Raw genomic sequence first — 22,287 nt, 5'->3', positions numbered from 1 at the left:
CTTATTTATCCACTATTACAAATGAACCCTTAGCTCCGGGGATGGAACCTTTAACTACTAACAGATTCTGCTCAGCGAAAACCTTAACTACTTCAAGGTTTTGTACTTTAACGCGAACATTTCCGGTTTGACCAGCCATACGCATACCTTTAAATACACGTGAAGGCCATGATGACGCACCCAAAGAACCTGGCGCACGTAAACGGTTATGCTGACCGTGAGTTTGCATACCCACACCGCCAAAACCATGACGTTTTACCACACCCTGAAAACCCTTACCTTTTGAGGTACCTACCACATCAACAAAATCTCCCGCAGCAAAAATCTCGACAGTAACGGTGTCGCCTAATGATTTTTGATCTTCGAAAGTTTTGAATTCAACCAATTTACGCTTTGGAGCGGTGTTGGCTTTCTGGAAGTGTCCTTTTAAAGGGGCAGAAGTGTTTTTTTCCTTTTTGTCGCCATACGCTAACTGAACAGCAGCGTATCCGTCTGTTTCCACAGACCTAACTTGTGTTACTACGCAAGGGCCAGCTTCGATTACTGTACAAGGAATGTTTTTCCCTGTCTCGTCGAAAATGCTGGTCATTCCTACTTTTTTACCAATAATTCCTGACATTTTTTTAATTGTTTTTGTGCCCATCGAAGCAGTAGGGCTTCGTTCAAGGCATATTTCTCCCCCGAAAGGGACGGCAAAGATAGAAACTTTGTATTAATTATCAAATAGTTAGTACGTTATTTTTTTATAATTTTTGCACCTGTGTTTTAACATATGTTTGAAAGGTATTTAACTAAGCATTAGCTGGTTTAATTTTTTGACTTTTCGAAGCCATTTTGGATGGCATGTTACCGCACCATCCAATTGGCGGCGTAAAACCGGTGATGGGTTGAGGAAATTTTTAAGGATTGATAAGCTTAACACGGCAATCAACCAAAAAATCGCCGGTATTATCTAATTCAGAAAACCCTGCCTATCTTTACCGCATGAAACCTTATTACTTTACCGTAGCTGCCATGCTCATGGGCCACGTTGTATTTGCCGGCAACGCCACGCAAACCGACACTACTAAAAAAGCGAAACATTCCGCAGCTTATACATCAATTGAACAGGTACCTGAATTTCCGGGTGGCCTCGCCGCCTTTGGTAATTATATAAGCAAAAACCTAAAATACCCGGAAATAGCGCGTTTGATAGGAATTAATGGCAAGGTTGTTTTATCGTTTATAATTGAAAAAAATGGCGAAGTAAGCACCGTTATGCCCATGAATTGTATTGGCGCCGGTTGCGAGGCTGAAGCTGTTAAAGTTTTGGAACAGAGCCCTAAATGGCTTCCGGGTATACAGAATAGCAAACCTGTGCGGGTGCAGTATACAGTACCTATAACTTTTGTGATACCACAGGGCCGGATTAGTTTTAAAGACCTCCAAAATTCAGATTATGGCTTCATTTTCGATATTAAGGGTAAACTTTATACCGCTGCCGAAGCTCAGGCCATATTGGGCAGCAACTTCCCGAGTACTGACATACAAATTGCCGAGCCTTATTACAACTATGATAAAAATCAGCAATTTACAGTGGCCGGTAAAAAAGAAGTATACCTGATCAGAATGAAAGATAATTAAAGACGGCTACGGCAGCTACCTTCAATAAGGTACTGCAAATCCTGAAGACGTTTCAATTACGTATTTTGCATTAGTTACTTTAAAGGAATCACGAGCATTCCCCCTAACCCTACGCCGCATACCCGCGTGGCTATATGCTATAAATGGAGTATTTTTCCTCCTTATCGTTAGTAAAACGCCTGTATACTTAATTTAGTCCTTTATCCTGCCCTATTTATTCCCTATACTTATACCCGAAAAGAGGTATGATTTACTTAGAACCACAGGGGGGGCTGGCCAACAGGCTGCGGGTTATTGCAAATGGCATCTGGCTTAAACGGATGCTCAATACCCAACTGTGCATTATCTGGAACGAAACGCACGAGCTTAACTGCCCCTATCACCTGCTCCTTGAGCCAATTGCCGATTTTACCATTATCCCCAAAAAGCGGGTATTTGATTTTGTAACGCGCACCGTTCAGCCCGATAAAAAAAGCACGGTTAAGGCCAAACTTAAAAACTTTATTGCCCGGGTTGACATCTGCATTACCGATGCAGATTACCAGCTTGCAGATGTTTACGAAACGGTACGCCATCATAAACGCATCTACATAAAAACCTGCCAGCGCTTTACCGATAGTATTGACGAGTTTAAGCTTTTTAAACCTATTGCCATGCTTAGCTTTAAAATTAATGAACTGTTAAGTACACTTAACCCAACCGGCGTGGGCGTACAGGTTAGACGAACGGATAACGCAATGGCAATAGCTAACAGCCCGCTGGAGCTGTTTACTGCCCGCATGCACGAACTGCTGGCTGCCGATGATACAACCCGTTTTTTTCTTGCAACAGATGATGTTAACGTTGAACTTGAATTGAAATTAACATTTGGCGACCGGATCATCAGCCCCCCGAAAGACCTGAGCCGCCAAACAGTTGCCGGTATCCAGGCCGCTGTAGTTGACCTGTTTGTACTTGCCGGTACAGGGCGCATCCTGGGTTCGTACTGGAGCTCATTTTCGGAAGTGGCAGCCTGGATGGGCGACATCCCTTTGGAAGTAATTAAAAAGGACAGCGTAAACGTGTAAATAAAAGTTACCTTAACCCTGATCTTTGCCAGCCAGCTCATCAAGCATTTGCACGGTTTCCTGTTCAGCTTCTGCCTGGCGGGCTTTTTGTTTCAGAGATGGATACAATGCATACCCAAACAACAGGCCACTGAGCAAGCCGCCTATATGCGCAGCATTATCAATGCCGCCCGATAAGCCCGCCAAAAGATTATATCCTACAAAAACAGCAGTATTGAGCAAAAATGGCTTCTTAAATTCGGGAGGGAACAAATTGGTAGTAAGCAGTGCCAAAAACACGCCATACATGCCAAATATGGCGCCCGAGGCCCCTACGCTAACCGTAGCGGGGTGCCACCAGATACTGGCAATACTGGCTATTATTCCTGTTAACAGGTAAAGTACGGTGTATTTGCCGGTACCAAGCAGGGGCTCCAGAAAGATGCCTACAAACAGCAAGCCATACATATTAAACAATACATGCATGATGCCGCCATGCAAAAACATATTAGTTAACAACCGCCAGTATTGCCCGTTTTGCACCGATGGCCTGAAATTGCCGCCCCAGATCAACAAGTCATGTGTGTTGAAATTAATAAAGCCCAAACCACTGCAAACCATAATGATAAACAGCAGCAGATTAAGATCAATGATGATAGCCGTACTAAAAAAGCCCTGACGCGGCACTACCAGATCTCTGATTATTTTAAAGCCAAAAGGGTCGGCCGGCTTTTGCGATACCGGTTCGGCATCAACATTTAGTGGCCAGTAAGCTATTATCATTAACAGGATGACGCAGCAAATACCCAAAATAGCAAATACCCAAAACAGCTTATTACCATTCCTGGCCGCGAAAGGTTCATTTACCGGCGATAAAATAACAGGATAAGCCCTGGTCAGGCTATCTTTTGTGCGCACTGCAGCAATATAATTGTCCCTCATGCTGCTGGGGCCAAGCCTTTCCAGGTAAACAAATTCATTTAAGTTTTTAGCGTCAAAATCGCGCTGGCTTTCATCGGCAAAAACTTTATATTCTGCCTGTTTTTCTGAATCTGATAACCTGTTGCTAATGGTTTTGCTATAGCTGGTTGTTAACCACGCAACCGGCGGTGTTATAGAGGCCGGCACCGGCGGGTCTGTAATTTCAGCCAGTATATCTTCAACTTTGTATTGTTTTTTCAGGCTGATTAATAATACACCATTCTTTCCCCTATCGCCATATATACTAATTGCGGCGTTGCCATGTAAAACATTTACGGTTTCAACCTTATCCGGATCTATCTTTTTTAGCTGTTGCCCTGTAATAGGCTTGCCATTAAGCAGCACAAAGGGATTTTTAAAATTACCTTTTGGGTTTAACATTTTGCCGGTAGTGTCTGGCTGGGCAAAAGCTGTATCAAGTACAGGGCTTACGGCATATATGCCCATATCAAAATTGTTATTGTGCTTGCCGCTTACCTTAAATGTAACTTTAAAGCGCGCAAACCGCTTATCGGTATGAAAATGGTTTACCTCATAATATTTGGTTAGGGGCAAATGGTTTAAACTGCTTATATGATCAAGTACAGTGAGTTTGCCTGTAGCCGTTTCCATATATGTTTGTGCAATAATACAGGGCCCCAGCATGCCTATGTAAGTTATCAACAGGGCAAAACTGAGCGGATCGCTGCGCCTGTTACTTACCATGTTAAGCAGTTTAAGGCGCGGCTTCATCCATAACAAAATAATTACCAACGCTATTACCCCCGGACCGGCAATTTCCGTAAACACATCATCAACAACAAAAAGACTAAGCTTTACAAATATGAACCAGTTTAAAAAGGTATAGGTAGTTATAAACAATACCGTAACCGCAACAAAGGGGACAAATATTAATTTGAGTTTGGTAAAAAATTGGTTCATGATAAGGCGCACTGTTATTTTGTAAAGCTAATATATCATATTAGCCGCAATTAACAGCAAACTGGTCGGCGCCCTCATTTTCAATTTATAACCACCGAACTCGTGGGCACCTCATCGGCATGCGAAAACGAGCGTGTAAAACCGGCCTTGTAATAAGGCAGCTTATCGGTACGGTTTTGCGCCTTTAAACTTTGGTACATGCCCAGCATCGACCAGCCGTTGCCCGGGTTGCGCTCCAGATCTTCACGGAAAACAGTTTCGGCCTGCGGGTTATAATCTGTCTTGAGCAGGTAGGCGCCCAGGAATTGCCGTGCCGGGATAGGCCACTCGGCGGGTTCTGAGTAAATCATGTTATCTTCTGTTTGCACTGCTTTTTTAAACGCCGCCATACCATCATCAAACTTATTACGGCCAAGCAAAATAGCACCATCCAATATATTTTCGGCAACGGTTGCGCCATCCAGAGCGGTATTAAAAGGGATATGCCGCTGTTTTAAAGAGGCATCATCAAGCCTGCCACGCAATAAAGCAAGCTGGGCAACGGCCGAATCCTGCCCGCCGGTATACAGGAATGCCAGTCCCCGTGCAAAATGGTGCAGCACCCGTGCATAAGCCCAGGCAGAGTTAGGGCCAATACTATCTTTCAGCAACTCATGCCATTTGCCAAGGCGCACCATGGTAAGCACGGGCATCATATACAGGTATTGTGAATAAGTATCGCCTGCCGAAGGTTTTACAGCATTGCGGCAGCGTTGTGCTGCCTCCATCCCCCTGTTGTACATAGCACCGTTAAAGGCACAAAGCGTTTCAACCGCATAAAAGTGCGAATTGACTTTTGTCAGCTTTAAATTGGGGGCCAGGCTGGCATAAGTAACAATACATTTAGCCGCTTTTTCATTGGCATCAACACCCTGAAAATACAAGCCGCTTCGCTGATAAACATGGCTCGACATGTGTACCATGTGCCCGATACCCGGAAACAGTCTTTTTAAAGCCCCGGCATTGGCCAATGCAACACCGGGGTTACGCGAGGCCTCCGTTAAATGGATGTAATAGTGCAACGCTGCCGGATGATCAGGATTGGTATTTAAAACGCTTTTACACAGCGTAACCAGTTCGGCGGTCCAAGGTTTATCGGTACCGTCGGGAGCCCAAAAATCCCAGGGGTGAATGAGCATTACCGCGTCGATGTACAGCATTTTAAGGTCGGCATCGGTTGGGTAAGCCAGCATCAGCTTTTTCATACCCTGGGCGTAAGCTTCGTTGTCACTTGCATTAGCACCTGCTTGTGGATAACGCAGGTTCATTACCGCTATCAGTGCCTTTTCCTTTTCAGAGGCGTTGCCGGTAACAGCATTCATTTGTTTCAAAACAGCAGGTAAACCGGCAGGTGCAACATAAGGTCCGCCGGCATTATAATAAGGGCCAAGGCTTAATGCTTGTCCCCAATAAGTCATAGCCGCAGCGGGATCAAAGCGCGATGCCTCCCTGAACGAGGCAAATGCCTCTTTCATGTGATAGCTATAATACATAGTTAAACCCTGGTTAAAGTAAAACCGCGCACTATCGTTACCGGTAGTTATAGCATAACTGTGATGTCCCCAGCCGGGCAGGCGCTGTACAAACTTGCTGCTGCCTGCCGTGTCTGCATCATCTGCTGCACCCGATGAGCACATTACCGGGATTACCGGTTTTATTTTACCCGGTACTTTTAGCTTTTTTCCCTGGAACGCAAACAAATATGTAGCGAACAGCACCACAGGAAACACAAATAACAGCGATACCTTTTTCATGTTCGGCTTTTTTTAAATGAGAAACCGGAATACAATTGGCTGGTTGTGAAAACCTATACTAATATAAGGTATTATAGGCAGGAATGGATGGGGAATTGAATTGAATTGAGATGTGTTTAGGTAGAATGTAGTGAATATAAATTGAGATGAAAGGGAGGAAAGGTTTTATTTAAGAGTTTAGGTTTTGATGAGATGTTCAATCCTCTACTGAAAGCAGCTAATGGCGTTGCCTGCGGCCCGGGCTTTACGCTGCAAATCCTCGCCTTGGCTATACCACGAAGGCTACCCGCGCTGTGGGTTTTCCGCTGCAATCCCTAACGCTGGGTGGCGGAACATTTATTCATTAGTTGGCCGACTCACTTATTATCTTTAACTGAAAAAAAGCAAAAGCTTAGAGTCAAAAATTCAAAAATCAAACTATACGTTACCATGAATATAATTTCAGTTAGTGCAATATCAAATTTAGACTCATTGATGGATTTTCTAATTTCTTCCGGCCCGTAAGTTAAGATAGCATTGTTAGCATTTCCCGTTTTAGCAATCATGTATCTTAAATCACTATTCATCTTAAATGGTAACAGAATAGAAGTATCATATTTGGATATATTTATATTTTGCATCTCAAACATGATAATATAAGCTATAAAAGTCAAACAAAACAATAAAAGAAAAACTAAACCCCAATTTCTCAATTTCGGCCATGGTTCTCGTTTAATCTTCGAAGATTTTACCTGAAATGCTATAATGGTCAAGGCACCAAGACTTTCAGTAATTCCAAATACCACACCTCGATTTAATTCTACTGGCAACCATAAGTTATAAAAAATTGCTAATAGCCCAGGAATCAGCATCCAAGTAGATTTGGCAGATTTTAGTGTTTTTTCCATCTCTATCAATTTAATTTTCGATAAATTGAATCCATTGGATTGAGGTGGTTTGGTTCAAACTGAGATATTACAAACTTTTTTTTGTAAGCAAAAACAGTGATATATACATATTCTTGAACTATAGTAGTAACAGGGGTTAAGCCTTGATTAACTCGATAAGGGTTCAGGGCTTGTAAGTTGTATTTAGCTAATTGATGATTTCTCTCCCAATACAACTTAGGTATTAAATAAACTTCAGCACCTGATGGATCAGATTTGATTTTAACTTTTATTTGAACAATTGATTGTTCTTTTTCTTGCAAATACCCAGATATACCCCCTTTAGTTTTACTGCCCAAATACAAAAATGGACTTATGGAAATCATCGATCCAACGGAAAAAAAATTATTAGGAACTGCTAAAGAAAAAGACACTGAATCTCTCCATTGAAGGAGCTCGTCGGCTTTGATAAACAAAGAATCTATTTTTTTTCCTCTTATTGATTGATATACCTCTGCCCCTGCTGATTTGAATCTTGCAGTGTCAGAATAGGCAAAACTGTTTTTTGAAGTTAGTTTTTGAATAAAATAAATTTTGGTTGTCTGTTGAGGTAAACCTGCAATAGGTCTTACAAATAATAATATTAATAAAAGTAATTTCTTTATCATCTATCTTAAATAATCTAATCTTTTAGAAAAATAATCACGAACAAATTTCTTCATATTTTTTATGTCAGTATCACTTGTAGGTATAGAAAGAGGATTAATAGCATAGTCACGATTTTTTTGTTCCTTAAATTCTTTTTCATCTTTTAAAGAAATCTCAAAAACTTCTGTGGCATTATCCATTTTTGAATCCGTGACGGTAATAATTATTTCGTTATCTAACTTTCTAAGATTAAAATTTGGATAGATGGCTTTCTTCGCGTCATTAACAGATACTATTCCGATATTGATCCCTCCAGTAGATTTTTCGCAATCCGTTTGGAAATTAAAATCACTTTTAATTTTATATTTCACTCCCTTGCTTAACTCATAGTTCAGGCTGCTAATAACTGTTCTAATTCCTATTTCGTAAATCCCGTTAAACAATGTAGTGAGCTTACCACAAAATTCATCCTTTCTTATTTTTTCGACGAATGATGGATCGCTATTTATTTCATCTTTAAACTTTTTTAGATTAAGTTCAGGATCAATTTCATTTTTCCTGTTTTTCGTTTGTTCTTTAACGGAAAAAATGGAAACGTGCTTCTCTTCCGGTAGCCATACGAAACCAGTTCCATCGCTGGAAAAAGCTAACCCTTTAGGCGATGTGACGAAAGGCAGTGATTCAATAATCTCGTTATTGCCATTACTGATCATTAATATTTTAGAGCTGCTCATCGCAAATACATACTTTGAGTCTTTTGTGAACGCAAACGAAGTGGCTTCGCCTACAACAGTATTCAAAATTTTAAATGTATTTATGTCAATTATGTTGATTTTGCTATCATCCGAATTACTCGTATAAAGTTTTTGATTATCTGGAGTAACCCCTATGGCCTTGCCTATAAAGCCCTCGCTGCTTTTCATTTTTATCTTTTCCAGCCGCGCGTCAATAATCGTTAAACCATTGGGTAAGGATTTAGGAGAGAGATACAGGTATTTGCCATCTGCGGACATAATCATCTTTGATACACCATTTTTTATCGCACGAGTTTTCGTCACCTTATTTGATGCTATATCTAAGTAAGACACGTAGCCGCTTTCTTTGTTATTTCCTGAAATATATAAAATTTTATTATCAATGGATGGTATTATATCGCTTGGAACATAATCAAGTTTCATGTGCATCGAAAGTTTGTTGGCTTTCACATCAAAAACATTTGCTGTATGTCCTATACTGTCAATATAATAAAGCCACTGTTTATCTCTCGCATTTAGAGATACCAATTTACCAACTCCATTTGCTAAAGTTGAAATTATATTTGTAGTTTTCGCATCTCGTATATTTATTTCCCCTGTGCCCGTTTCAACAGTAAACAAATATTGCTCATCACTTGAAATTACCATTTCCGACGATGGTTGGAGGAAAGTTGATTTCTTTAAATCATTCGAAAATTTAAGTTTTCGAGACACACTAAAGCAATAGTCCGAAATAAACGAGCTATTTTTGAAAGGTTTCTGTCTTCCCCCGGTTGATGTTGTTACATATGCGTTTACACGCGTAAATATCTGATCTATTGTAAGGTCCGGCACAGTTATATTCTTCAATATTCCCTCTGTATAGGCTCCATTTCTTCTTTCTCCATCCGATGCTGTTTCACCGGGAGTAGCAGCAAAGCCAATAAATGTTCCTTTCGCTGCCATTGAAGCCAAACCTTCGTTAGATGCCCCTCTTGACCAACTCTTTGTAAATGGATTATTTCGACATGCATCCAAAATCAAAATGCTATACTTCAGATTGCTATTACTTAATCTATCGAGTATTTTATTTGCCGAATATGCTGAATAAGCTAAGTCTGATGGACCTTTGGGATTAATATCAACAGGAAACAGATAGTTTTTTCCATCCACTTCCGCTCCATGCCCGGAAAAATAAAATAAAGCAACATCATAGTTTTTAATTTTATCGAACCAATGATCGATGTTATCGCTCATCGTTCTATAATCCGAATTCTGGTAGGTATATACAGTAAATCCAACCTTCTTAAGAGAATCGGTGATATCAATAGCATCATTAACGGTATTATTTAAAGGGGCATTAAATTTGTAAAGCCCCTCCCCAAAAACAATCGCGATTTTTTTTAAATTGATTATTTCGTACTCAGAACATTGTGAATGTGCCTCTTTTCTTAATAAAAAGACCAGTACAAAAAATATAAGAATATTAGGTTTAAATATTTTCATCATGAGTCAATTTCTAAAGATATGCAATATCTAATATTGAAGCTATAAGATTTAATATTCCTTTAATCTTATAAATGCAACGACAACTAAATCAGCCTCTCAACACAAATCCTCCCCCTCAAAATGAGCCAATAAAATATTTTCAGAAAAAATTGCGTAACTCAAACGTTACTTATACTTTTATGTAACTTTAAAGTTACTCATTTTAACAAGGCCAGTTAAATCATGAATTATTCAACTAAAAGATCAAAAAATGACAACTACAAATTTCACAACAGCCTTATTGGTAAACCAAAGCCCTGAAGAAGTTTTCGATGCGCTGAAAAATGTGCGGGGATGGTGGTCTGGCTTGCACTCAGAAACATTTGAAGGCGAATCGGATAAACTTGGCGACGAGTTTTCATTCCGGGCCGGCGACGGCGCGCACTATACCAAACAAAAACTTGTTGAACTGGTGCCCAACAAAAAAATAGCCTGGTTGATTACTGATAGCAAGCTAACGTTTACACAAAACCAAAGCGAATGGACAGGTACAAAACTTTGCTTTGAAATTTTTGCGGAAGGCGACGCAACAAAAATTGTATTTACGCATGTTGGCCTGGTGCCGGAATTTGAATGTTATAACTCCTGCGCACCGGCATGGACACAATACATCCAGGAGCGCCTATTAAACTGGATAAATACAACTACGGCAAGTAAAACAGTATCAGCGGCGCAATAAAGCACAATTTGATACTACCTGTTTCATATGATTGGCTTGCACTGGCGGCAAGCCAATCATATGTTTTTTAACAGTGAATAAATTTCTACTTCTGTATTATGAAACCATCCATTCAACCGCATACTCAATAAACGCTTTATTTACAAAAGGGAAAACTGTAACGTTTGGAATATGGTTAACTTCAAGCAGGTACCTTTCGCCGTTTTTACCAATAATGTAATCAACGCCCACGGTTTGGAGATTAAAGTGTTGGGCTATAGCCTTGCTATCAAGCAACAGTTCCTGATCTATTTCCATCTCCCATGAGCCCTCATTATGGATCGATTTTAGCCATGTATCTCCGGTGAGCCTGATTTGCCAGCTTTTATCGCCCACTATCATGATACGTACCGCCTCACCATCAATAAATTCTTCTATTACAGATGTTTCAGTGCTTGTCCAGTCGCCGGTAAATTTGTTTTTGTCTTCGCCGCAGTGCCAGATGCCCCATTTGGCAACAACCTCTGTTTCGGTGCTGTAATCCTGTTCGCCAATAACCATTCCGCGTTTTATGCCTGAAAATTTTGATACCGACAAAGCGCGCGCCAAGCCCGGTATACGTTGCCGCAGGTCCATCATACCGAGGGCATTCGGCAGGCAAGGACCGTTCCACATGGCCAATAATGTAATAAAATCGACATCATCTTTATAAATACCATGAAATATTACTTTGTTAACCAACAAATATTTCCCCGGCACCGAAGTGCTTTCTACATACAATTGGCCTTCAATAAGTTTTACCTGGGGCACCAGGTCATAGTGCACCATGAGGTAGTTAAAATTTAAACTTTGTTTAAGTGCATTTACTTCGGCTTCTTCAAGGCCAATTACCAGGATGCGTATTTTGTCCATAACATTACTTTTGCTTATTGAATATTTACTGATCGGCCGCCATTCGGGCTGGATCAATTACAGCCCGATATAAAACCAGGAATCTTATGTCAGCTTAATTAAAAGTGACCTTGCTTATTTTGTGCACACCGGAGTTAACTATGTAAAGATTTCCATTTGCATCAAAAGCAAGTCCTAAAGGGCGGCTGGTAGTGGCTATGCCGATAGGCCCGTTAACAATGTCACTAATAGTATTGCCCGAAATTAGCGTGACAACCTGCCCTAATTTATTGAGCATCCTTATTCTGTAAAGATGGTTTTCGAAATCAGCATCGCTAAAAAATATATTTCCTTCCTTATCAGACACCAATGACTGCGGACCAAACATTTGTGCATTTGTTCCCTCGCCATCAGTAAGGCCGAATAGTCCGTTACCAATAACAGTGCTAACCTCTCCTTCGGAAGTAATTTTACGAATGCGGAAATGATCAGAATCAACTACATACAAATTACCTGCCGGATCGACCGCTGCGCGCGTCATAACACCAAATTTCGCAACATTTCCTTTTCCATCAATATATCCCCGGTCTCCGGTTTTATTACCGGCGATTGTAGTGACAACCCCGGCAGGAGTAATTTTACGCACACAAGCTGCGTCCAGGTAATATAAATTTCCTGAAGCATCTATGGGCAAATCCAATGATTGGGCCAGCTTAGCAGAGCTGCCTGTGCCATCTATTATTCCCCCATCATTTATAGTACCCGCCAAAACAGACACATTTTTTTCGGGCGACACCTTTAATACCGCTGAACCAAGCGGTATGTATAAATTGCCCGTTGCATCAGCGGCAAAGCCTGTGAAATTACTCACCGGAGGTTTTGTATAGTATACTTGTTGTGCACCAGGTTTTATTTCATATACATTAGTGCCGTCGGCGCCAAACATCCGCCCTGTGCCATCAAACTTAATTTGGTCAATCTCAATGCCGCTATATATGGCATAATCATTCATTGTTCCTGTAGTAACAGTAAAATTTGTAGCAGATACCGTCTTTTTCCCGTCACTAACTATTTCAATTTTACCGGAGGTTGCCGTTACCGGTACAGTTACTACCATTTGGCTTGCCGTCACTGAATTAACTTTGGCTATAACACCGCTAAATGTTACTGTGTTATTAGCTACAATAGTGCTAAAGTTTGTTCCCGTTATAGTTACAATAGTATTGGGTAATCCTTTTGCAGGAACAAATGCATTTATCGTAACCGGCACCTCGGTGTTAACAGGAGGCTTGGGCTGTGACTTTGAACAGGATATGATTAACGTTGAAAAAGCAGCAACAATAACGAAGTTTAAAATAGCTTTTGCAGGGTAAAAATTGCGCATGTATAATTTATGATAGGTTTATGCAACAAATATATCTATTTATTACCGGATATCGGTGGCGGACAGATAGGTGTCGCGCATAATTGAATTCCTCCATTTACTGACACTATCCTGTCAGTGTTCAATTTTTGAAAAACGGGGTGTTCAACATTTTACAAGCCAAAACCACAACCATCTGACTATCAATACCAACCTGTTCAAAGCAGCGAATAAATGATTTTATTCATTTTATAAACAACTGATTATCAACAGCAACCAAATTACAAAAAACAACAAGTGTTCACACTTTAAAAAGTTGAACACTTGCTAATCAAGCCTAAATCCGAAATCGAACATCCGACATCCCAAATCAAAACTACTCCATCATCAACCTGCGAATCAGCTCGGCGCTTTGGGCTTTGCCCTCATCCAATCGGTGGCTGAAAAATGCCTGGGTATCATTAAAGTGCTTCTTATAGCCCTCCATATCGCCATACCCAATAATAGCCGACCATTCCCTCACCGCCGAGTGAAACTCCAGATCGTCTCCGCGGATGGTTTTATCATACAGGGCGGTTTCCAATGATTCTTCCAGTAGCTCTTCATTTTTGAACAGGTATTCTGCAATACCCAAACGCAGGCGGAAAGGCGGAGTTTGGCAAATGAGGTTATCATACGGATTAACGCCGAGATGGTACCAGGCATCAACCATACTTAAAATGCTGAGGTGCGAGTTTGGCTTTTGATGATCGGCATGCTGCGAGAGCGAAAACTCCTTCATTACGGTATCGTTAAGCATAATGGGCTTGCGGCTTTCGTGGAAAACAAAGTCGCGTGCGCGGTATAGGCGCTGCTTAAATGCCTCTGCCTCCTCCTTGATCATCAGCTTAAATAGTTCCGACTCGGATTCGGCGTAGCGTTTCACCTGTTGGCGGGCATAAGGGTTAAGGATAGCCAACCCGGCATAAACGTGGGCCTTATAACTGAATATGCGAAGTGTGGTCAGAATCTTTACATTATCGATACCGCCAATGTATGAGGCGTTTTCCCATGGAAAAAATCCGGCAGATTTCCAGGCCGTGCCCATACTCTCAAACCCTACGTGGGTTACAGCCTGGGTGTCGGCCACAATACGGTCGTGCTCGTGGTAATCCGGAATCTCGACTATGTTGCTGCCAATGGCGGTAAACAAATCGTACATCCGCTGGTAGGCATCGGATGTTGAGCGGTGCGGGATCAGGATAAGGGTTTGCCCGGCAGGTTCAAAACCGGGCCCGTGCATACCATGAAAGGTAACTATCTGGGCATCGGCAGGCAGGTGCTTTTCAAAAGTGGCAATCTCGGGGTGTTTAACCGAAGTTTGCCCGGCCACAATAGCGCCATACTTGGTTGAAGGGCCAAATTCGGCCACCACGCGCTCCATACTTTCAGCCTCTACCGAATAAATGATGAGGTCGTTGATGCGGGCAACATCGCTGCCATGATCCATTATAGTAATGCCGAAAGGTGTAAGTTCCTCCTCCAGTTTTTCACGATTGGCAGGCAGGTCGCAGCCCGAAACGGTATAACCCGCTTTTGCGAAAGCCTTTGCGTACAGGCGGCCCATATCGCCCAAACCAATAATCCCTATATTCATGGCGCTAATATAACTATGAGTAGGTTAATTACGTACGAAAGCTTATTTTAGCCTCAAAAATGCAGGGCAGATATAATAAAAACCGAATTTATCCTGTTTTGTTAATAGCATATACCTAATTTTACACTTGATGAACAAGCATTTACTACTTACGATAACGGTTTTAATAGCGATGATAACGGCCAGTGTTACGGCAACCTTTGCCCAGGACACTACCGCTAAAAAGAAACCCGCTACCCTGAAACCTAATGCTATTCCGCCCATTGTAAAATCGAGCCCGGCAGCGCTTAAAAATCCGGCAGTAACGCCTCCACAGCCTGCCAAGCCTGTTTATGCCCAGCCAAGGGCAACCGCCGCCGATTCGGCCCTGCAAAAAGATAAAAGCCTGAACGGCCAGTATCAATACCTGCTCAGTAAATTATACCACTATCAGCAACCGCTGGTTGCCGCTTTGTGGAAAAACATGAAAGACACCCTCAATACCGAGCGCCGCCAGCTTAAAGAAGCAAAAGCCAGCCTTGCCGAACAGGGTAAAAATGTTGAAAATCTTAAATCGGATGCCACAAACAAAGAACAGGCACTAAATGAGTCAAACGCCAAGCGCGATGAGATCAGCCTGCTGGGTATTCCGTTTACCAAAGCAACCTACAACCTGGTAATGTGGGGCCTGGTTATTGTTTTTGGTGTGGTTGCTGTTATAGTGATAGCCCGCTCAGGCGCGCACAGCCGCGAAGCCAAATACCGCATAAAACTTTATGAAGAGCTTGACGAGGAATACAAAACCTACAAAGCCAAAGCCAACGAAAAAGAAAAGAAACTTGCCCGCGAACTCCAAACCGAACGCAATAAGCTTGACGAGCTGTTAGGCCGAGGGTAATCTTTTTGATTTCGGAATTACACACTTCATGTCATTGCGAGCGCAGCGTGGCAATCGCGAACTATACAGGGCTGATATGCCCGACTACGAGATTGCCACGTCGCGCCACACACAGGCAGCCCGGCTCCTCGCAATGACATAATTTTATAAACATCATGCCCAACACCAATCTGCTTTCCCTCATAACCCAACTCCGCGCTGTTGCTGATACCGGCCTGCTTTATGCCAAAAACGAATATGATATTGAACGCTACCAGGAACTACAGCACCTGAGCACCAAAATGTTTGATGAGGTAAGTGGCTATGGAGCAGAAACCATCAACCTGCTATTTCCACAGGCAACTGATTATCCTACTGCTAAGGTCGATTTACGGGGTATCCTGCTTTCTCCGGATAACAAGATACTGCTGGCCCGCGAAAGTGGCGATGGCAAATGGTCGTTACCGGGTGGCTGGGGCGATATTGGCTACACACCCAAAGAAACCATTATTAAAGAATTTTGGGAGGAAACCGGTTTGCAGGTAACTGCCGACAGGCTGCTGGCTGTATTTGATAAAAAAATGCACCCACATCCGCCACAGCCATTTTATGTGTATAAAATGGTTTTCTATTGCAAGGCTATTACTAGCGGGCGGGCCTCTGCGCGCGACCCTTCGACAGGCTCAAGGTGACAGGCTCTCTTTTCTATTTTCACCTTCAGAGTTGAACGAATTTAAACACCAACCCAAACAGTGATTAAATAACTGCTGCTGCAGCTGCTACTGCCACTAACCAAACCTATTCTTTCAAATCAGGCAGGGTACGTTTATCAGCAGGTAAAGCCTGGTATTTTTTATACGAATCGTTGATATAAACCGCCAGCGAAGGGCCGTTGTTGTTTTTGATGAACGCGTATGATGGCCTGTAAAGGGTCATGAAATTCTCCAATTCCTGGCCGCGTAGCGGGATAATACTTTGCACGTAGTTCATGGTAAACACTTCATCAACATGGCGTTCTTCTTCCTCGTGCTTAAAGTATTTTTTCAACCTGCGGGCGTCTTTAGCTTCCTTGCTAAACCATGAAGTAGGTGAAAGCGGATAAACTTTAGCACGGGTGTATACTTCAGGATATTCCTTATGCGCATCAAATGCTTCGCGTTTGGCGCTGATATTAACCTGCCTCAATGCGATGGTCTGGGCTACCAGCTCTATTTTTTTATTAGTAAAATCGGTAACGTATAAGGTATCTGATACATATCCCGGAGAACTGAAAACGAGCGTATGTCCAGTTTCGGTGCGTATACTAAAATTACCCTTACTATCGGTAAGCGTCATCTGCCTGTTTTGATTGTCGCGCACAAAAACATCGCCCAGCTTATTGTTTTTGCCCGATTCAACAACAATGCCTTTTACAGTGGTTTGGGCGTTTACAGTACAGGCTAAAAATAGTAATGCAGATAATATAAGGTATTGGTATTTCATAGTAGATTATTTGTGCTGTAAATTAAACTTATTTTTTGTTCCAATGGTTTTCAATTTAACACTTTTTCGCCTCTCATCCATCTTAAATGACAAAAACCTGAATCGCCCCTTCAATATGGTGCAAAAAAAACGCTCCATCAAATTGATGGAGCGGATGGCAATTCATTATTGTTGTATTATGTCCCGGTATCTTTTTACTCAGGATTTAGGTTAATATCGGTTTACTTTAAAATCAGAGATACCTCCACTCATATGGATCAGGATCCTGTTTTTAGCGGCATCAAAGCCGTCGGTTTCGTAGTCGTTATCACTCTTTTTACTAAAGCCCTCAAACTCGTTTGATGAGAGGCCGGTATTAGATGTGATACGGCAGGCAGCGCCTTTTGGAACGCTTATGTTAACCTCAGACGCACCAGTTGAAACCTCCACATTTGTGGTACCAACAGGGGCTCCAAGCTTCACATCAAACGATGCTGCTCCGCCCTTTAAAGATAGGGTTTTTATTTTGAATTTTGAAAGATCAAAATTTAAATCTGTTGCACCGGTTGTAACGTCAATATCCCACACCGGATTTGTGTTTAATTTGATATCGGCTTTGTTGTTTTTACGGTCGTTTGAATCAAAATGAAAACCTTTATTATTCTTCAAATTGAGGTTGAGCACGTATACCGAATCATCTTTGCTGTGGTTAAGAGTATACTTACCATAAAGTTCCTGTGTTTGGGCGCTGAATAAATCGGCAGTACTGTCGGCTAAGTTATAAATGGTGCCACCGCCACTGATATTAAGGCGTGCATGTTTAATACCTGCATTATACTCTTCTTTAAAAGTTTTATCGCCGCCTATTTTAACAACGCCTTGGTCTGTATTGGTAGTATCGCTGTCGTCATCATTATCGTCGTTATTATAATCATCGCTGTGAAAAGTCCAGGCGTTTGGCCAAAAATGATAGCGTTTACCAAAGTTGCCAAATACAAGTAGTGCAAAACAGCCTATTACAACAGCAAGTTTCAGGATAGTAGCCAACGGCGAACGGTTGCCGGCAAACACCAGGCTGATACCACCCATAATTAAAAATATAGGCCACAGGTAAAGGATGTTCATCCAGTCGAAATTTATTACGTGGAAGTTATCCAGCAGGAATACCACTCCCAACAACACCAGGATCGCGCCCGGAACAAGTTTATCGCTTCTCATGATTTTATATAGTTGGAGGTGTATCTTTAGTTTCTGTTTCGTCTTTAGTTGGTTCTGCTTCCGGAGCATCTGTTACCTCGTTGGCATGCCAGTTTTGTTTTTCCCATGGCTGTTTCTTCACCCCCGAAACTATAAGCGCAATACCTGCACCCACCAGCATTATCGGCCAAAGGTTTTCAAAATCCCAGTCGGGCATCAGGTCGAGCTCATTAAGCAGGAATACCGAACCTAAAAGGATCATCGCCACTCCAAATAGCAGCCCAATAGTTGAAGCCTGTTTTTTAGGCGGATGTACAAATGGAGGGGGATTAAAAGGTTGGCTGCCAAATTTAGGATCATAAAATGGCCCCGATTGCGTCCCTCCGGTAAATGGGTTATCCTGCGGCGGTACCCGATAGTCAACACCAGGGTTAAAGTCATAGCCTTTTTTTGGCAGCGCTATCCATAATACAATATATAACGGTAAACCGAAGCCTTTTAAAATAAGGGCTACTAAAAATGCAGCCCTGACAACTGCCACGTCCGTGCCGAAATGCTCTGCAAGGCCCGCGCAAACACCGCCTATTACCTTTCGGTGTTCATCGCGATGAAGTTTCTTTTCCATAATTTATGTTAGTTTATGTTTAAAGTTGATTTATCATAACTGGCCCGGTGCAGGTTTGATGATGATTTCGTCAACATTGGCTCCGGTGCTCATCCTGTAAATATTGATGATTGCCGATGCTATGTCTTCGGGCAGCACCATGGTGTTTTTGTCAACTACTGCATCTTTCCACGAATCCGTTAACGTCGATCCGGGTATTACGGCGGTAACTTTTACACCATGCTCCTGCATCTCGAGCCTCATTACTTTTGTTAGACCTAACAGCGCGTACTTTGTTACACTATAACTACCGGCTTGTGGTATAGGATTTAATGATGCTACCGAACATATATTAAAGAAGTGGCCTTTGCGTGCATTTGCCATAGTTCTGCCAAAATAGCGGTACAACTCATAGGCCGGCATCAGGTTGGTATTTATTTGTATCTGGAGGGTATCTTCTTTATCATCCAATATGCTTGAAGGGATAAAAGTTCCCAGATTATTAACAACAACATCAATAAAACCGAACTCAGCCTCAGCGGCGGCGGCAAATCTGAATAATTCGGCCTTTTTGCTGCCATCGGCTTTCATAGCAAAAACCCTCACCCCTGGGTCTATTTGTTCCAACTCATCTTTAAAAGTTAATAATTCTTGCTCATTCCGCGAACAAATTGCCACGTTTAATCCTTCATTAGCAAAAGCAATTGCAATTGAGCGGCCCATGCCTTTAGTTGAACCGGTGATGAGTACGTTTTTCATATTGTTTAAATTAATTTTTATAGTTAGTGAAGCTTTATGGCCGCAATTTACGTAAGCATAATAATTGAACCGCTTATAAAATTGAATTTAAATGACTTGTTTTAACACCTGACCATTTAGGCTTAAAGGTAAAAAGCGTATTTTTAACCGATTTTTTATACATCTGCATGTTTCATAGCTTAGGAAAATATATACTCTTACTGCGTTTAAGTTTCAGGAAACCCGAAAAATTCAGTGTATACTGGGCCGAGATCATGCGGGAGATGGTTTCGGTGGGCATTGGCTCTTTAGGCATTGTTGCTATTATTTCGCTATTCATCGGCGCTGTAGCTACTATTCAAACAGCCTTCCAGCTTATCAGCGATTTTATACCGAAAACAGTGGTAGGCGGTATCACCCGCGATTCAACAATACTTGAGTTTAGTCCAACCATATCTGCACTCGTGTTAGCCGGTCGTGTCGGCTCGGCCATGGCATCACAAATTGGTACTATGCGCGTTACCGAACAGATAGACGCCCTGGAGATCATGGGCGTAAATGCGCCGGGGTATCTGATATCACCCAAAATTATTTCCGGTGTTACCATGATCCCTTTACTGGTTATAGTATCGGTAGGTTTAGGCTTAACCGGTGGCTATATTGCCTGCTGGGCATCAAACGATGTATCAACAACCGATTACATGAGGGGCCTTACCGATGGTTTTAATCCGGTTATTGCTACCGTATGTGCGGTTAAAGCGATATCTTTTGGCTTTGTAATTACATCAATATGCTCGTATCAGGGCTTTTACGTTAATGGCGGATCACTTGAAGTTGGCCAATCAGCAACACGCGGGGTTGTGTGGAGCTGTATCATGATCCTGTTTTGTGACCTTATCATTTCACGCCTGTTACTATGATCGAAATACAAGACGTATATAAAACCTTCGGCGAAAACGAAGTACTGAAGGGTATCACTGCAATTTTCCATCCCGGAAAAAACAACCTGATCATCGGCGGTTCCGGTTCTGGTAAAACCACTTTGCTTAAATGTATTGTTGGGCTGCATGAACCTACTAAAGGCGATGTGATTTTTGACGGTGAGAATTTTACCAATATGAATTTTGAGCAGCGTGTACCTATCCGTACTCAAATTGGTATGTTGTTCCAGAACTCAGCTCTTTTCGACTCCATGACAGTTGAGCAGAATATCATGTTTCCGCTTAACCTGTTCACCAATCAAACCAAAGCCGAAAAACTCGACCGTGCCAATTTCTGCCTGGAGCGGGTTAACCTGGCCGGGAAAAATAAGTTATATCCATCAGAATTATCGGGCGGTATGAAAAAACGTGTGGGTATTGCCCGCGCCATTTCCATGCAGCCTAAATATTTGTTTGTTGACGAACCTAACTCAGGTCTCGATCCGGTAACATCTATCCTGATAGATGAACTGATTGCCGAACTTACAGCAGAGTACAGCATTACTACCGTAGTGGTAACCCACGATATGAACTCGGTAATGGGTATTGGCGATCACATCATTTTCCTGCACCAGGGTAAAAAATGGTGGGAAGGATCGAACAAAGAGATTGCCAAGACTGATAACAAAGAGCTAAACAACTTTGTATTTGCAAGTCCGTTTATGAGAGCAGCGAAGGCCTCTTTGTAGTTGGCAGTTTTCAGTGGCAGTAAGCAGTATGTGCAGAGTTATCTGCATGTATTTATAATAACTATATTTGCAACCAATTTATTGACTGGGGCGTGCAAACTGCCAACAGCATACTGCAAACTGAATAAGAATGATCCAACTACTTACCCCAACGCACTGGAAAGATTACGAGCTGATTGATTGCGGCGATTTTGAAAAGCTGGAACGCTTTGGGAACACCATACTCATCCGCCCCGAGCCACAGGCGGTTTGGAACAAAACACTGCCTGCATCTGAGTGGCAGCGCTTACACCATATCAGGTTTAAAGGCCGCTCGGCAACCACCGGCGAATGGTTAAAAAAAGATCAGAAAACTCCCGACCGCTGGCATATCGAATATAAAAACAAAGAAGCGGCCATTAAGTTCAGACTGGGGCTTACCTCGTTTAAACATGTCGGTATTTTCCCTGAGCAGGCCGTGAACTGGGATTACATTAGCCAAAACGTAAAACGCTTTAAAACACCCGAGCCTAAAGTACTTAACCTGTTTGCCTATACCGGTGGTGCATCTTTAATTGCAAGGGCGGCAGGTGCTGATACCACCCACGTTGATTCCATTAAACAAGTAGTTACCTGGGCCAATGAAAACCAGGAAATTTCGGGACTTAAAGACATCCGCTGGGTGGTTGAAGATGCCTTGAAATTTGTTAAACGCGAATTGAAACGTGGTAAAAAATACAACGGTATCATCCTTGACCCTCCTGCTTATGGCAATGGCCCTAACGGTGAAAAATGGAAACTGGAAGATAATATCACCGAAATGATGCGTGATGTAACCCAGCTGCTCGACCCTGAAGAACACTTCCTGATCCTGAATACTTACTCCCTTGGCTTCTCATCTGTAATAGTTGAAAACCTCATTAAAAGTTCGTTCCCTCAGGTGCAAAACCTCGAAATTGGCGAGCTTTACCTACAGGCTACAGCCGGATCAAAACTACCTTTAGGGGTTTTTGGAAAGTTTCATAAAATTAAAAGTAATTAATTTCCAATATCTATCTTTGGCCGCGACTAAACC

21 protein-coding genes are annotated in these 22,287 nt (G+C 42.1%); 8 read left to right on the top strand and 13 right to left on the bottom strand.

From position 1 onward, the window contains the following. Position 1: 1 nt before the first annotated feature. Entirely contained in the window at positions 2 to 619 is a 618-nt protein-coding gene (gene rplC / locus BMX50_RS24585; protein WP_091216158.1) for a 50S ribosomal protein L3, read from the bottom strand. Between the two features lie 365 nt (positions 620 to 984). On the opposite strand from rplC, the gene BMX50_RS24580 reads away from it, so the two are divergent. Then, positions 985 to 1,623, top strand: coding sequence for an energy transducer TonB (locus BMX50_RS24580; RefSeq protein ID WP_143065255.1), 639 nt, complete (start codon positions 985 to 987; stop codon positions 1,621 to 1,623). A gap of 245 nt (positions 1,624 to 1,868) precedes the next feature. Then, positions 1,869 to 2,690 (top strand): O-fucosyltransferase family protein, encoded by an 822-nt coding sequence (locus BMX50_RS24575; RefSeq protein WP_091215939.1) that lies wholly within the window; start codon positions 1,869 to 1,871, stop codon positions 2,688 to 2,690. Positions 2,691 to 2,702: 12 nt separating this feature from the next. Here BMX50_RS24575 and BMX50_RS24570 read toward each other — a convergent pair whose 3' ends face one another. The 5 genes from BMX50_RS24570 to BMX50_RS24550 form a co-directional block, all read right to left on the bottom strand. Continuing rightward, positions 2,703 to 4,571 carry a rhomboid family protein gene (locus tag BMX50_RS24570; protein WP_091215935.1) on the bottom strand — a complete coding sequence of 623 codons (1,869 nt, stop codon included), beginning with the start codon at positions 4,569 to 4,571 and terminating at the stop codon, positions 2,703 to 2,705. A gap of 80 nt (positions 4,572 to 4,651) precedes the next feature. Then, entirely contained in the window at positions 4,652 to 6,364 is a 1,713-nt protein-coding gene (locus BMX50_RS24565) for a hypothetical protein (RefSeq protein ID WP_091215930.1), read from the bottom strand. Between the two features lie 356 nt (positions 6,365 to 6,720). Beyond that, a complete protein-coding gene (locus BMX50_RS24560; protein ID WP_091215924.1) occupies positions 6,721 to 7,251 on the bottom strand; it encodes a hypothetical protein in 531 nt (176 codons plus the stop codon). Between the two features lie 5 nt (positions 7,252 to 7,256). After that, entirely contained in the window at positions 7,257 to 7,898 is a 642-nt protein-coding gene (locus BMX50_RS24555) for a hypothetical protein (protein ID WP_091215921.1), read from the bottom strand. Beyond that, positions 7,899 to 10,121, bottom strand: coding sequence for a caspase family protein (locus BMX50_RS24550; RefSeq protein ID WP_091215915.1), 2,223 nt, complete (start codon positions 10,119 to 10,121; stop codon positions 7,899 to 7,901). Between the two features lie 250 nt (positions 10,122 to 10,371). Here BMX50_RS24550 and BMX50_RS24545 point away from each other — a divergent pair, with 250 nt between their 5' ends. Beyond that, positions 10,372 to 10,839: an SRPBCC family protein gene (locus tag BMX50_RS24545; protein WP_091215907.1), complete on the top strand. Its 468-nt coding sequence runs from the start codon at positions 10,372 to 10,374 to the stop codon at positions 10,837 to 10,839. A gap of 96 nt (positions 10,840 to 10,935) precedes the next feature. Here BMX50_RS24545 and BMX50_RS24540 read toward each other — a convergent pair whose 3' ends face one another. The 3 genes from BMX50_RS24540 to BMX50_RS24530 all read right to left on the bottom strand — a co-directional run bounded on the left by BMX50_RS24540 (position 10,936) and on the right by BMX50_RS24530 (position 14,708). Then, positions 10,936 to 11,730 carry an ATP-grasp domain-containing protein gene (locus tag BMX50_RS24540; RefSeq protein WP_143065254.1) on the bottom strand — a complete coding sequence of 265 codons (795 nt, stop codon included), beginning with the start codon at positions 11,728 to 11,730 and terminating at the stop codon, positions 10,936 to 10,938. 94 nt (positions 11,731 to 11,824) lie between these two features. Next, entirely contained in the window at positions 11,825 to 13,093 is a 1,269-nt protein-coding gene (locus BMX50_RS24535) for an IPT/TIG domain-containing protein (protein WP_091215899.1), read from the bottom strand. A 355-nt stretch (positions 13,094 to 13,448) separates the two neighbouring features. Further along, a complete protein-coding gene (locus tag BMX50_RS24530) occupies positions 13,449 to 14,708 on the bottom strand; it encodes a prephenate dehydrogenase (protein ID WP_091215896.1) in 1,260 nt (419 codons plus the stop codon). 130 nt (positions 14,709 to 14,838) lie between these two features. Between BMX50_RS24530 and BMX50_RS24525 the strand changes: the two genes are divergently transcribed. Both BMX50_RS24525 and BMX50_RS24520 read left to right on the top strand, forming a co-directional pair. Next, the gene (locus tag BMX50_RS24525) at positions 14,839 to 15,585 is read left to right on the top strand and encodes a hypothetical protein (RefSeq protein ID WP_143065253.1); all 747 of its coding nucleotides are present in this window, start codon (positions 14,839 to 14,841) and stop codon (positions 15,583 to 15,585) included. A gap of 155 nt (positions 15,586 to 15,740) precedes the next feature. Continuing rightward, positions 15,741 to 16,256, top strand: a complete 516-nt coding sequence (locus tag BMX50_RS24520; protein WP_091215888.1) for an NUDIX hydrolase — start codon at positions 15,741 to 15,743, stop codon at positions 16,254 to 16,256. 106 nt (positions 16,257 to 16,362) lie between these two features. Here the strand turns inward: BMX50_RS24520 and BMX50_RS24515 are convergent, their stop codons facing one another. The 4 genes from BMX50_RS24515 to BMX50_RS24500 all read right to left on the bottom strand — a co-directional run bounded on the left by BMX50_RS24515 (position 16,363) and on the right by BMX50_RS24500 (position 19,585). Then, entirely contained in the window at positions 16,363 to 17,046 is a 684-nt protein-coding gene (locus BMX50_RS24515) for a carboxypeptidase-like regulatory domain-containing protein (RefSeq protein ID WP_091215885.1), read from the bottom strand. Positions 17,047 to 17,256: 210 nt separating this feature from the next. Further along, positions 17,257 to 18,243: a LiaI-LiaF-like domain-containing protein gene (locus BMX50_RS24510; RefSeq protein WP_091215882.1), complete on the bottom strand. Its 987-nt coding sequence runs from the start codon at positions 18,241 to 18,243 to the stop codon at positions 17,257 to 17,259. A 4-nt stretch (positions 18,244 to 18,247) separates the two neighbouring features. Further along, the gene (locus BMX50_RS24505; protein ID WP_091215879.1) at positions 18,248 to 18,847 is read right to left on the bottom strand and encodes a PspC domain-containing protein; all 600 of its coding nucleotides are present in this window, start codon (positions 18,845 to 18,847) and stop codon (positions 18,248 to 18,250) included. A 33-nt stretch (positions 18,848 to 18,880) separates the two neighbouring features. Beyond that, a complete protein-coding gene (locus BMX50_RS24500; protein WP_091215876.1) occupies positions 18,881 to 19,585 on the bottom strand; it encodes an SDR family oxidoreductase in 705 nt (234 codons plus the stop codon). Positions 19,586 to 19,752: 167 nt separating this feature from the next. Here BMX50_RS24500 and BMX50_RS24495 point away from each other — a divergent pair, with 167 nt between their 5' ends. The 3 genes from BMX50_RS24495 to BMX50_RS24485 all read left to right on the top strand — a co-directional run bounded on the left by BMX50_RS24495 (position 19,753) and on the right by BMX50_RS24485 (position 22,254). Next, complete coding sequence (locus BMX50_RS24495) at positions 19,753 to 20,484, top strand: MlaE family ABC transporter permease (protein WP_091215873.1); 732 nt, start codon at positions 19,753 to 19,755, stop codon at positions 20,482 to 20,484. After that, entirely contained in the window at positions 20,481 to 21,233 is a 753-nt protein-coding gene (locus BMX50_RS24490; RefSeq protein ID WP_091215870.1) for an ABC transporter ATP-binding protein, read from the top strand. The genes BMX50_RS24495 and BMX50_RS24490 overlap by 4 nt, the downstream gene beginning before the upstream one ends. Before the next feature lie 130 nt (positions 21,234 to 21,363). Continuing rightward, positions 21,364 to 22,254, top strand: a complete 891-nt coding sequence (locus tag BMX50_RS24485) for a class I SAM-dependent methyltransferase (protein WP_091215866.1) — start codon at positions 21,364 to 21,366, stop codon at positions 22,252 to 22,254. The last annotated feature ends 33 nt before the right edge of the window (positions 22,255 to 22,287 follow it).

It is taken from the genome of Mucilaginibacter gossypiicola, assembly GCF_900110105.1.
GTDB classification, from domain to species: domain Bacteria; phylum Bacteroidota; class Bacteroidia; order Sphingobacteriales; family Sphingobacteriaceae; genus Mucilaginibacter; species Mucilaginibacter gossypiicola.
The sequence above is the reverse complement of the archived record's forward strand: the minus strand, read 5'-3'. Positions and strand labels throughout refer to the sequence as shown.

Bases quoted from the DNA above. Each gene is read 5' to 3' on its own strand.
- rplC (WP_091216158.1), bottom strand. From the start codon at position 619: ATGTCAGGAATTATTGGTAAAAAAGTAGGAATGACCAGCATTTTCGAC.
- BMX50_RS24580 (WP_143065255.1), top strand. From the start codon at position 985: ATGAAACCTTATTACTTTACCGTAGCTGCCATGCTCATGGGCCACGTT.
- BMX50_RS24575 (WP_091215939.1), top strand. From the start codon at position 1,869: ATGATTTACTTAGAACCACAGGGGGGGCTGGCCAACAGGCTGCGGGTT.
- BMX50_RS24570 (WP_091215935.1), bottom strand. From the start codon at position 4,571: ATGAACCAATTTTTTACCAAACTCAAATTAATATTTGTCCCCTTTGTT.
- BMX50_RS24565 (WP_091215930.1), bottom strand. From the start codon at position 6,364: ATGAAAAAGGTATCGCTGTTATTTGTGTTTCCTGTGGTGCTGTTCGCT.
- BMX50_RS24560 (WP_091215924.1), bottom strand. From the start codon at position 7,251: ATGGAAAAAACACTAAAATCTGCCAAATCTACTTGGATGCTGATTCCT.
- BMX50_RS24555 (WP_091215921.1), bottom strand. From the start codon at position 7,898: ATGATAAAGAAATTACTTTTATTAATATTATTATTTGTAAGACCTATT.
- BMX50_RS24550 (WP_091215915.1), bottom strand. From the start codon at position 10,121: ATGATGAAAATATTTAAACCTAATATTCTTATATTTTTTGTACTGGTC.
- BMX50_RS24545 (WP_091215907.1), top strand. From the start codon at position 10,372: ATGACAACTACAAATTTCACAACAGCCTTATTGGTAAACCAAAGCCCT.
- BMX50_RS24540 (WP_143065254.1), bottom strand. From the start codon at position 11,730: ATGGACAAAATACGCATCCTGGTAATTGGCCTTGAAGAAGCCGAAGTA.
- BMX50_RS24535 (WP_091215899.1), bottom strand. From the start codon at position 13,093: ATGCGCAATTTTTACCCTGCAAAAGCTATTTTAAACTTCGTTATTGTT.
- BMX50_RS24530 (WP_091215896.1), bottom strand. From the start codon at position 14,708: ATGAATATAGGGATTATTGGTTTGGGCGATATGGGCCGCCTGTACGCA.
- BMX50_RS24525 (WP_143065253.1), top strand. From the start codon at position 14,839: ATGAACAAGCATTTACTACTTACGATAACGGTTTTAATAGCGATGATA.
- BMX50_RS24520 (WP_091215888.1), top strand. From the start codon at position 15,741: ATGCCCAACACCAATCTGCTTTCCCTCATAACCCAACTCCGCGCTGTT.
- BMX50_RS24515 (WP_091215885.1), bottom strand. From the start codon at position 17,046: ATGAAATACCAATACCTTATATTATCTGCATTACTATTTTTAGCCTGT.
- BMX50_RS24510 (WP_091215882.1), bottom strand. From the start codon at position 18,243: ATGAGAAGCGATAAACTTGTTCCGGGCGCGATCCTGGTGTTGTTGGGA.
- BMX50_RS24505 (WP_091215879.1), bottom strand. From the start codon at position 18,847: ATGGAAAAGAAACTTCATCGCGATGAACACCGAAAGGTAATAGGCGGT.
- BMX50_RS24500 (WP_091215876.1), bottom strand. From the start codon at position 19,585: ATGAAAAACGTACTCATCACCGGTTCAACTAAAGGCATGGGCCGCTCA.
- BMX50_RS24495 (WP_091215873.1), top strand. From the start codon at position 19,753: ATGTTTCATAGCTTAGGAAAATATATACTCTTACTGCGTTTAAGTTTC.
- BMX50_RS24490 (WP_091215870.1), top strand. From the start codon at position 20,481: ATGATCGAAATACAAGACGTATATAAAACCTTCGGCGAAAACGAAGTA.
- BMX50_RS24485 (WP_091215866.1), top strand. From the start codon at position 21,364: ATGATCCAACTACTTACCCCAACGCACTGGAAAGATTACGAGCTGATT.